This is a genomic window from Albidovulum sp., from assembly GCF_049646345.1.
Lineage (GTDB): Bacteria > Pseudomonadota > Alphaproteobacteria > Rhodobacterales > Rhodobacteraceae > Albidovulum.
On sequence record NZ_JBARVQ010000515.1, the window covers coordinates 1 to 1983 of the forward strand.

Annotated in this window: 4 protein-coding genes; 2 read left to right on the forward strand and 2 right to left on the reverse strand. The window is 62.7% G+C overall.

The window, feature by feature from the left end; all coding sequences use genetic code 11:
• Window positions 1-234: 234 nt before the first annotated feature.
• Both WBB85_RS13150 and WBB85_RS13155 read right to left on the reverse strand, forming a co-directional pair.
• A complete protein-coding gene (locus WBB85_RS13150) occupies window positions 235-363 on the reverse strand; it encodes a hypothetical protein (RefSeq protein ID WP_432639059.1) in 129 nt (42 codons plus the stop codon).
• A 186-nt stretch (window positions 364-549) separates the two neighbouring features.
• On the reverse strand, window positions 550-1269 hold the full coding sequence (locus WBB85_RS13155; protein ID WP_432639060.1) for a response regulator: 720 nt from the start codon (window positions 1267-1269) through the stop codon (window positions 550-552).
• Between the two features lie 152 nt (window positions 1270-1421).
• On the opposite strand from WBB85_RS13155, the gene mce reads away from it, so the two are divergent.
• Complete coding sequence (gene mce, locus WBB85_RS13160) at window positions 1422-1826, forward strand: methylmalonyl-CoA epimerase (protein WP_432639061.1); 405 nt, start codon at window positions 1422-1424, stop codon at window positions 1824-1826.
• A partial coding sequence (locus tag WBB85_RS13165; RefSeq protein WP_432639062.1) for a DUF1467 family protein occupies window positions 1826-1983 on the forward strand: 158 nt, incomplete at its 3' end. The genes mce and WBB85_RS13165, both read left to right, overlap by 1 nt.

Here is a 1983-nt window from a genome sequence, read left to right on the forward strand (position 1 = left end):
CGCAAAGCCCCTCTGTCCTCATGCGATGCGCGCGGCCTCCAAAGCGCCAGCCCGGCGGAACGGGCAGGCGCTCGCCCGGCGCGCTTCGCGCTTGATTCCGGGCAAAGGGGGCGTCGCGGATGTCGGCAAAGCCCCGAAAGCGGTTGCATCCTGATGCAGATTGGGACTTCAAATAAAAAGGCCGCGGCGGAGGAGGGATCCGCGCGGCCTTCTTTTGCGTCAGTGCCGGCCGGCTCAGAAAGCCGATGCTGCGGTTGCTGCAATCGAGAAGGTCAGAGACAGGCAACCGATGGCAAAGACCGTCCAGTGGACAGCGCGTGTCAGCTTCTCGCTTGTCGCCATCTGAATGATTCTTTCGGTCATGGTCCTGCATCCCAGTGGTTGTTATGCTGGGATTGATTGTGCGGCCAATTGGGGCGCAATTAGGGTCAAGTCAGGACGATGGGCAGGCATTTCCGGACCAATTTGACGACCTGACGCGATGGCGGAAAGGACAGGGCCACCCCTCTGCCGGTCTGGCGGTCGGGCCCTAAGCCCGGCCACATTTGTTCAAAAGGCCGATCCGGCGGCCAGCCGGTCGCGCACAAGACCGTTGATCCGGTTGACCGGCGTCGCGGTTGCATGGCCGGAATGGCAATCGCGGACCAAAGCCTCGGCCGCGGCCTGCAAGGGGGCGTCGTGGGCCGAAAGAGCCAATCCGGAAAGAAAACGCGCGATGTAGTCGAGCGTCTGTTCATCGGCATTGTCATTCAGAATGTCGGCCGCATGGGCAAGATCATCGCGCAGGGCAAGCGGGTCTGGTGTGATCAGGTCAATTTCGGGGCCGGGAACCGCTGCAATGAGCCGCCCGGTTGGCAGCGCGCCGAGGATCATCCGCTGGAAGGCTGAAAGGCTTTCGATCGGTTTGGGCAGGAAGGCATCAGCGCCCGCCTCCAACGCGGCCCCTTCGGCCGAAGCATCGCCCGAGGTCGCCAGCAGGACCGGCACCCTTGGGCTATGCGTGGAGATGTCGCGGATCAGGTCGAGCCCGGACCCGTCCGGCAGCCCCAGATCGACAATCAGCGCGGTCGGCCGGTAGGACCGAAGGTGACGGCGGGCGGATGCCAGGCAATCGGCCCGCCGGATTCGTGCGCCCGAGCGCAGGCACATGAGGCGCATCGCCTCGCAGGCGAAACGGCTGTCTTCGACCACCAGCACGGTCAGACCCTGAAGCGGCCGCACGGCCGTAGGTTCGCGCGCTGAAATAAAGTCGCTGAGATCGTCCGTCATATCCGCCTCCTCTCGGGTGTTGCCGGGTTTGGACCGAGTAAGACAGGCAATGCCTAACAGGCGGTAAATCAGCGCAGGCCCCCGCGATGACTTGCGCGATGCTGCCTTGGGCACCATAAGGCTGGAAAGGACCACGCCCTCCGGAGGAACGCATGATCGGACGTCTCAACCATGTCGCTATCGCGGTGCCGGATCTTGAGGCCGCCGCCGCGCAGTACCGCGATACATTGGGTGCCAAGGTCGGCGCGCCGCAGGATGAGCCGGATCATGGTGTCACGGTGATTTTCATCGAATTGCCGAACACCAAGATCGAGCTTCTCTATCCCTTGGGTGAAAACTCGCCCATCGCCGGTTTTCTGGAAAAGAACCCCTCGGGGGGGATCCATCACATCTGCTACGAGGTCGAGGATATTCTGGCGGCCCGCGAGCGGCTGAAGGATCAGGGCGCAAGGGTGCTGGGGACGGGGGAGCCGAAGATCGGTGCCCATGGCAAGCCGGTCCTGTTTCTGCATCCGAAGGATTTCAATGGTTGCCTGGTGGAACTGGAGCAGGTCTGATGAACCTTACAGGTGGAATTGTCCTTTTCGCGGTCATCTGGTTTCTGGTGTTGTTCATCGCGCTGCAGATCCGGCCGAAAAGCCAGGCCGAGGCGGGTGAAGTGGTGCCGGGCACGCCTGCCGGTGCGCCTGCGAATGTGCAGATGAAACGCAAGGT